This is a genomic window from Pseudomonas pudica (genome assembly GCF_015680405.1).
Taxonomy (GTDB): domain Bacteria; phylum Pseudomonadota; class Gammaproteobacteria; order Pseudomonadales; family Pseudomonadaceae; genus Aquipseudomonas; species Aquipseudomonas pudica.
In genome coordinates, this window is sequence record NZ_JADLJS010000008.1 from 177,832 (window position 1) to 184,306 (window position 6,475).

At 60.5% G+C, this 6,475-nt stretch carries 5 protein-coding genes and 1 rRNA gene; 1 reads left to right on the top strand and 5 read right to left on the bottom strand.

Annotated features, from left to right (window positions below; genetic code table 11):
- Positions 1-62: 62 nt before the first annotated feature.
- The gene (murJ, locus tag IRZ77_RS09175; protein WP_046617007.1) at positions 63-1,601 is read right to left on the bottom strand and encodes a murein biosynthesis integral membrane protein MurJ; all 1,539 of its coding nucleotides are present in this window, start codon (positions 1,599-1,601) and stop codon (positions 63-65) included.
- 250 nt (positions 1,602-1,851) lie between these two features.
- Here murJ and rpsT point away from each other — a divergent pair, with 250 nt between their 5' ends.
- A complete protein-coding gene (gene rpsT / locus IRZ77_RS09180; protein ID WP_003247625.1) occupies positions 1,852-2,130 on the top strand; it encodes a 30S ribosomal protein S20 in 279 nt (92 codons plus the stop codon).
- A 248-nt stretch (positions 2,131-2,378) separates the two neighbouring features.
- Here the strand turns inward: rpsT and IRZ77_RS09185 are convergent, their stop codons facing one another.
- The 4 genes from IRZ77_RS09185 to rrf all read right to left on the bottom strand — a co-directional run bounded on the left by IRZ77_RS09185 (position 2,379) and on the right by rrf (position 6,302).
- Positions 2,379-4,679 (bottom strand): PqiB family protein, encoded by a 2,301-nt coding sequence (locus IRZ77_RS09185; protein ID WP_046617006.1) that lies wholly within the window; start codon positions 4,677-4,679, stop codon positions 2,379-2,381.
- A complete protein-coding gene (locus tag IRZ77_RS09190) occupies positions 4,672-5,295 on the bottom strand; it encodes a paraquat-inducible protein A (protein WP_015268842.1) in 624 nt (207 codons plus the stop codon). Before IRZ77_RS09190 ends, IRZ77_RS09185 begins: the two co-directional genes overlap by 8 nt.
- Positions 5,282-5,941: a paraquat-inducible protein A gene (locus IRZ77_RS09195; RefSeq protein WP_085601765.1), complete on the bottom strand. Its 660-nt coding sequence runs from the start codon at positions 5,939-5,941 to the stop codon at positions 5,282-5,284. The genes IRZ77_RS09190 and IRZ77_RS09195 overlap by 14 nt, the downstream gene beginning before the upstream one ends.
- A 245-nt stretch (positions 5,942-6,186) precedes the next feature.
- Positions 6,187-6,302 (bottom strand): 5S ribosomal RNA (gene rrf / locus IRZ77_RS09200).
- Between the last annotated feature and the right edge of the window lie 173 nt (positions 6,303-6,475).

A 6,475-nucleotide genomic window follows, 5' to 3' on the forward strand; every position in this document is an offset into this window, starting at 1 on the left:
AGGCAGCAGCGCCCAAGGGCGGCGTGGAATGCGAAAAACCGACGCCTGACCCGCCCGATGCCTTAGTGCAAAGCCTTGCGGGCGAAATGCCGAGGCCGGAAGCCGCACAGGTACAGGCAGCCGAAATAGGTCACGACGCCCGCAAGTACCAGAACCCCAAGGCGCAACAGGCGCTCGAGCATGTTGCCCTGTTCCCAGGCCGGCAGGTAATGCATGCCGGCCAGCAACACCGCCGACATCAGCCCCACCGCCAGCACAAGCTTGAGCAGGAACATCGCCCAGCCTGGCTGCGGCTGGAACAGCTGCTGGCTGCGCAGCTTCCAGAACAGCAGGCCGGCGTTCAGGCAGGCCCCCAGGCTGATCGCCAAGGCCAGGCCGGCATGCGCAAGCGGGCCGATCAGGGCCAGGTTGAACAGTTGGGTGCAGACCAGGGTGAATACCGCGATCTTCACTGGTGTACGGATATTCTGCTGCGCATAGAAGCCGGGTGCCAGTACCTTGACCAGAATGATCGCCAGCAAGCCCACGGAGTAGGCAATCAGCGCTTTCTGGGTCATGGCTGCGTCGACGGCAGTGAACTTGCCGTACTGGAACAGCGCCACGGTCAGTGGCTCGGCGAGGATGGCCAGGGCCAGGGTGCAGGGCAGCACCAGCAGGAAGCACAGGCGCAGGCCCCAGTCGAGGATACGCGAGTACTCCTCGCGGTCCTTGTTGGCGTAGGTCTTGGCCAGGGTAGGCAGCAGAATGGTGCCCAGGGCCACGCCCAGCACGCCGGAAGGCAGCTCCATGAGGCGGTCGGCGTAGTACATCCACGACACCGAACCGGCCACCAGGAAGGAGGCGAAGATGGTGTTGATGATCAGCGAGATCTGGCTCACCGACACCCCGAGGATCGCCGGCAGCATCTGCTTGAGCACCCGCCACACACCGGCATCACGCAAGTTCAGGCGTGGCAGCACGAGCATGCCGATCTTCTTCAGCGCTGGCAGCTGGTACAGCAACTGCGCAAGGCCGCCCGCCAGCACGCCCCACGCCAAGGCCATGATCGGCGGGTCGAAATACGGCGTGAGCAGCACGGCGAAAGCGATCATCGCCACGTTCAGCAGGGTCGGGGTAAAGGCCGGCACCGAGAAACGGTTCCAGGTATTGAGGATCGCTCCGGCCAGGGACGACAGCGAGATCAGCAATATATAAGGAAAAGTCACGCGCAACAGGGCGGTGGTCAGCTCGTATTTCTCGGCGCTGTCGACAAAACCTGGTGCGGTCGCCCACACCACCCACGGCGCCGCCAGGATGCCGATGGCGGTCACCAGCGCCAGAACCAGGGTCAGCAGGCCGCTGACATAGGCGACGAAGGTGCGGGTCGCCTCCTCGCCTTGCTGGGTCTTGTATTCGGCCAGGATTGGCACGAAGGCCTGGGAAAACGCGCCCTCGGCGAAGATGCGCCGCAGCAGGTTGGGCAGCTTGAAGGCGATGAAGAAGGCATCGGTGGCGATGCCGGCACCGAAAACACGCGCCAGAATGGTGTCGCGGACAAAGCCCAGCACCCGCGAAATCATGGTGATCGAGCTTACCGCAGCCAGGGATTTGAGCAGGTTCATCGAAAAGATTCACGCCAAGGGCAGAGGACGCTGCCAGACAGCGTCCGAATGTGCGATACTCCCGCGCCTTCGCAGGGGAGCCAAAAATTCCCGAGTTTACAGGTCGCGCAGCAGAAAGGAATATTTCCCTCTTGTTGGCGCACCGCTCGGCGGAACCTTGCAGGTGGCCTTGACATCCGTTCGACTGATCGGCATGATTCGCGGCCTATTTTGTTTGCTATTTACCTAAAGTCTTTCGAGGAGCTCGACGGTGGCCAACACACCTTCCGCCAAGAAACGTGCAAAACAGGCTGAGAAGCGTCGCAGCCACAACGCCAGCCTGCGTTCCATGGTCCGCACCTACATCAAGAATGTAGTTAAAGCCATCGACGCAAAAGACGCCGAAAAAGCGCAAGCCGCTTACGTTCTGGCTGTGCCTGTAATCGACCGTATGGCCGACAAGGGCATCATCCACAAGAACAAGGCTGCTCGTCACAAAGGCCGTCTGAATGGCCACATCAAGGCGCTGAAAGAAGCTGCAGCTGCCTAAGCGACGCGCTAGTCGAAAAGCCGACCCCAGGGTCGGCTTTTTGTTGCCTGCGATTTGTGCAAGCATCCCGCCCAGTTGATTACGATCGGCTTTTTGTAGGAGCAGCCTTGTGCTGCGAATGGGCTGCATAGCAGCCCCGACAATGTCCGCTGCCAGCTGAAGCCTGGGGCTGCTACGCAGCCCATTCGCAGCACAAGGCTGCTCCTACGGAAAAGCGCAAGGCTGCACTTGGCAGCCCTGCCTCCACATCACTTGGCTATCTGAATCTTCGGCGCCCACTGCAGCCATTCATCCTCGGCCTTGTCGAACAAGGCGAACGTCTGCTGCGGCCGTGCCGGGTTGCCCATCTGCTCACCATCCGGCGTGGCAAAGGCGATACCGCCGTCGATCATGGTCTCCACCGACTCGGTACGCACCGTAGCCCCCTTGAACAGCCCCCAGTCGAAACCGAAGCCGCTGCTGTTCCAGAAGCGGCTACCGCTGCGCACCAGGGCCGCATAGCGCGGTTCGATCAGGATATGGATCAACACGCGGTCAGCGCTCTGGCCCAACTCGAAGCCCGTAACCTTGCCCACCGCAACCTCACGGTAGGTCACCGGCACGCCCGGCTTGATCGAGCCACGGCGCGGGGCGCTCAGCGTCAACGGCAGGCCGACTTCAGGCCCTGCCACCTGCGGGGCGTCGGCCAAGGCGATGAAATCGCGCTGCGGGCCACGGTCCTTGGCAGCCGGCTGCACCTCCAGATACTGCCCGCCCACCAAGGTGTCGAGGTTCTGCGTGCGCACCAGGCCAAAGGCGGGCTTGACTACCCAGAACTGCGTACCGACGCGGGCGATTCGATCCGCCGCTTCGGTAATGCGCGCCCGCAGCAGCACCGCCTGCAAGTCATCGGTCAGGTCGACGCTCTCGATGCTGCCCACATCCAGGCCGCGGAAGCGAATTGCCGTACCTGGCTTGAGGCCGTCGGCACGGTCCACACGAATGGTGATCAACGTACCTGCGCGGTTGACCGCGTCCTGGCTGTCATGCAGGCGGAAGCGTGGGATGTGGCGCTTGAGCGGAACATCGGGCCGTGGCGTGTCGAACGCGATACCACCAGCCATCAGGGTCTGCAGTGATTCACTCTTGATCTTGATACCCGACAGACCGCCCGTAAGGGTGATACCACTGACGTTCCAGAAGCGCGACGAACCGTTGACCAGCTTTTCGTATTCCTTCTCGATATGCACACCGATCAGGATGCGATTGCTGTTGCGGGCAAACTGGTAGCTTTGCACGCTACCCACCTTCACCTGGCGGTACATCACCGGGCTACCGACTTCCAGCGAACCCAGGGTGTCGGCGAACAGCACCATGTGCAGGCCTGGCGCCTTGAGGTCGAGCGGCGGCGCCTTGGCGCGGGCTTCGAACTCACGCTCTGGCCGCGCCCCCTTGTCACCTGGGCGAATGGCGATGTAGTTACCCTTGACCAGCGCCTCCAGGCCGGTGATACCCGCCAGGGAAATCGACGGTTTGACCACCCAGAACTGCGTGCCCTCGACCAGATAATCCTCGGCCAACGGGTCCAGCGTAAGCTCGGCCGATGCGCTGGCCAGGTTGTCTGCCATTGTCAGGGCTTTGAGCGAGCCCACCTGGATGCCCTTGTACATGACCGGTGTACGGCCCGCCTGCAGGCCCTCGTAATCGCTCAATTTCACCTTTACCCGGATACCGGCCTGGGCCGCATCAAAGTCCTCATACAGACGGAACGGCAGGTTCGAGTCGGTAGGTGGGCTGTCCTTGCGGTGTTCCGGCGTGGCAAAGGCGATACCACCGGCAACAATGCTCGACAGCGATTCGCTACGCACTTTCACGCCCGAGAGCGAGGCATCGATGCTGACGCCGCTGGCATTCCAGAAACGCGTGTGCTTGCGCACCAGGCTGGCATAGGCCGGCTCGATGAAGACTTTGATTTCGACAGTGCTCTGGTCCTCGGACAGGCGGTAGCTTTTCACCCGGCCAACCTGGATCTGCTTGTAGAACACCGGGCTGTCACGGTTGAGCGACCCCAGCCGCTCGGCCTTGAGGGTAAGGTGCAGGCCCGGCTCGGTATCCGACAGCGGCGGCGCCACCTTCAACGCGGTAAAACGCTTGGTACGCTCCCCCTCGCCCGGGCTGACGGCGATGTAGTTGCCTGACACCAGTGTTTCAAGGCCGGAAATACCGGCCAGGCTGACGCTCGGCTTTACCAGCCAGAAACGCGTACCTTTGGTCAGGTGAGGCTCGGCAGCCTTGTTCATCTCGATGGTGGCGATCACCCCCTGGTTATCACCCTTGGCGTCGAGCACCAGGCTTTTGACCTTGCCAACAGGCATGCCCTTGTAGATCACCTCGGTCTTGTTGGCGACGATACCCTCGCCTGACTCGAAGCGGACTTCAATTTCCACACCGGCATCACGATAAGCCTGCCATGCAAGCCAGCCACCGATCATCAAGGCGATCAAAGGCAGGATCCATATGGCCGACCAGTTCGAGGCTGGGCGGGTTTTAGCCGTTGGCAGGTCACTCATGGTCGTCATCCGACTCCGTGTTATCCCAAATCAGTCGGGGATCGAAAGTTAAAGCGGCAAGCATTGTCAGGATCACCACAGTTGCAAAGGCGACAGCGCCCAGGTTGGCTTCGACACTGGCTATTCGGCCGAAATTCACCACCGCCACCAGGATGGCGATGACAAAGATATCGAGCATGGACCAGCGCCCAATGAATTCGATGAAGCGGTACATCAATATCCGTTGCCGCGCCGAAAGCGGCTGCCGGCGCTGAACTGAGTACAACAGCAAGCCGATGCCCACCAGCTTGAACGTAGGCACCAGGATACTGGCAATGAACACCACCGCAGCAATGGGCACCATGCCATGCTTGAGCAAGGTGATGACGCCGGACATGATCGTGTCGGGGCTGCCTTGGCCCAGGGTGCTCACAGTCATGATCGGCAGCATGTTGGCCGGGATATACAGGATCGACGCGGCAATCAGCAGCGCCCAAGTACGCGCGATGCTGTTCGGCCGACGGGCATGCACGATGGCACCGCAGCGTGTACAGGTTTGTGAAGTGCTGTCTGGCTGTTGCCTGTTCAGCTCGTGACACTCATTGCAGACAAGAATGCCTGCATCAATCGCCCGCATGCAGGTCCTCCCCCGATAGCGCACTCCAGATCTGGTGCGGTGACATCACCACCTCGAGCCACACCTGGATCAATAACAGGCTGATGAAGCAGAACAGCCCCAGGCCCACAGTCAGCTCGGCCAGGTCCACCAGCTTGACGATGGCCACCAGCACGCCCATGAAATAGACCTCGAGCATGCCCCAGTCACGCAAGTGGTGATAGATGCGGTAGAACAGCAGGCCGAAACTACGCCCCACGTTCAGGCGGATGCTCAGGAGCACGAGCAGCTGACAAAGCAGTTTTGCCAGAGGGATGGCCATGCTGCACAGGAACACCACCACAGCTACGCCGCGCATTTCCGAGTTGTACAGGCCCAGCACGCCGCTCCAGACGGTATCGTCCGATGTCTGGCCAAGCAGGTGCAGCTGCATGATCGGCAGGAAATTGGCAGGCACAAACAGCAGCAAGGCGGTGAGTACCAGGGCCAGGCTGCGGTTGACCACATTGTGCCGATGGGCGTAGAGCTCGTAGCCGCAGCGCGGGCATTGGGCCTTCTCATCATGCTGGAGCACAGGCTTGCGCAGCAGCAAGTCGCATTCATGGCAGGCGACAAGCTGGTCCAGCGGCAACTGGGCCAAGGTTTCAGGTTCGACAGGATTGGGCATATAGCGCTTCTGAATAGGTGCGTGGGCCTATTCTAGTGTTCTGGCTCGAATTGTGGGAGTTATGGGAGCGGGCAAGTCGAGGCATCGAACCGCCGCGAAACCGGCAACGCGGTGAATGGCACCGGCTTTGCCGGTGTCCGCGGGTGAACCCGCTCCCACAGAGGGGCGTGTGCAGGCCTGGGATTGGTAGGCCAGAAAGACAAAACCCCTACCTGCATGCGCAGATAGGGGTTTTGCGAAATGAATCTTGACGATGACCTACTCTCACATGGGGAAACCCCACACTACCATCGGCGATGCATCGTTTCACTGCTGAGTTCGGGATGGGATCAGGTGGTTCCAATGCTCTATGGTCGTCAAGAAATTCTGTTGCCAGAATGTCCAGATGGACAGCCCAGCGAATTCGGATATGCGATATTTGTGATGTTGCGAACTTTCGGTTCTTTCGTCTTCACCACCGCAATCTGCGCTAGCAAATTGCTTGGGTGTTATATGGTCAAGCCTCACGGGCAATTAGTATTGGTTAGCTCAACG

What these genes read in the sequence shown, in the direction of transcription:
- IRZ77_RS09195 (WP_085601765.1), bottom strand. Translation starts at nt 5,941, where the DNA reads ATGCCCAATCCTGTCGAACCTGAAACCTTGGCCCAGTTGCCGCTGGAC.
- murJ (WP_046617007.1), bottom strand. Translation starts at nt 1,601, where the DNA reads ATGAACCTGCTCAAATCCCTGGCTGCGGTAAGCTCGATCACCATGATT.
- IRZ77_RS09190 (WP_015268842.1), bottom strand. Translation starts at nt 5,295, where the DNA reads ATGCGGGCGATTGATGCAGGCATTCTTGTCTGCAATGAGTGTCACGAG.
- IRZ77_RS09185 (WP_046617006.1), bottom strand. Translation starts at nt 4,679, where the DNA reads ATGAGTGACCTGCCAACGGCTAAAACCCGCCCAGCCTCGAACTGGTCG.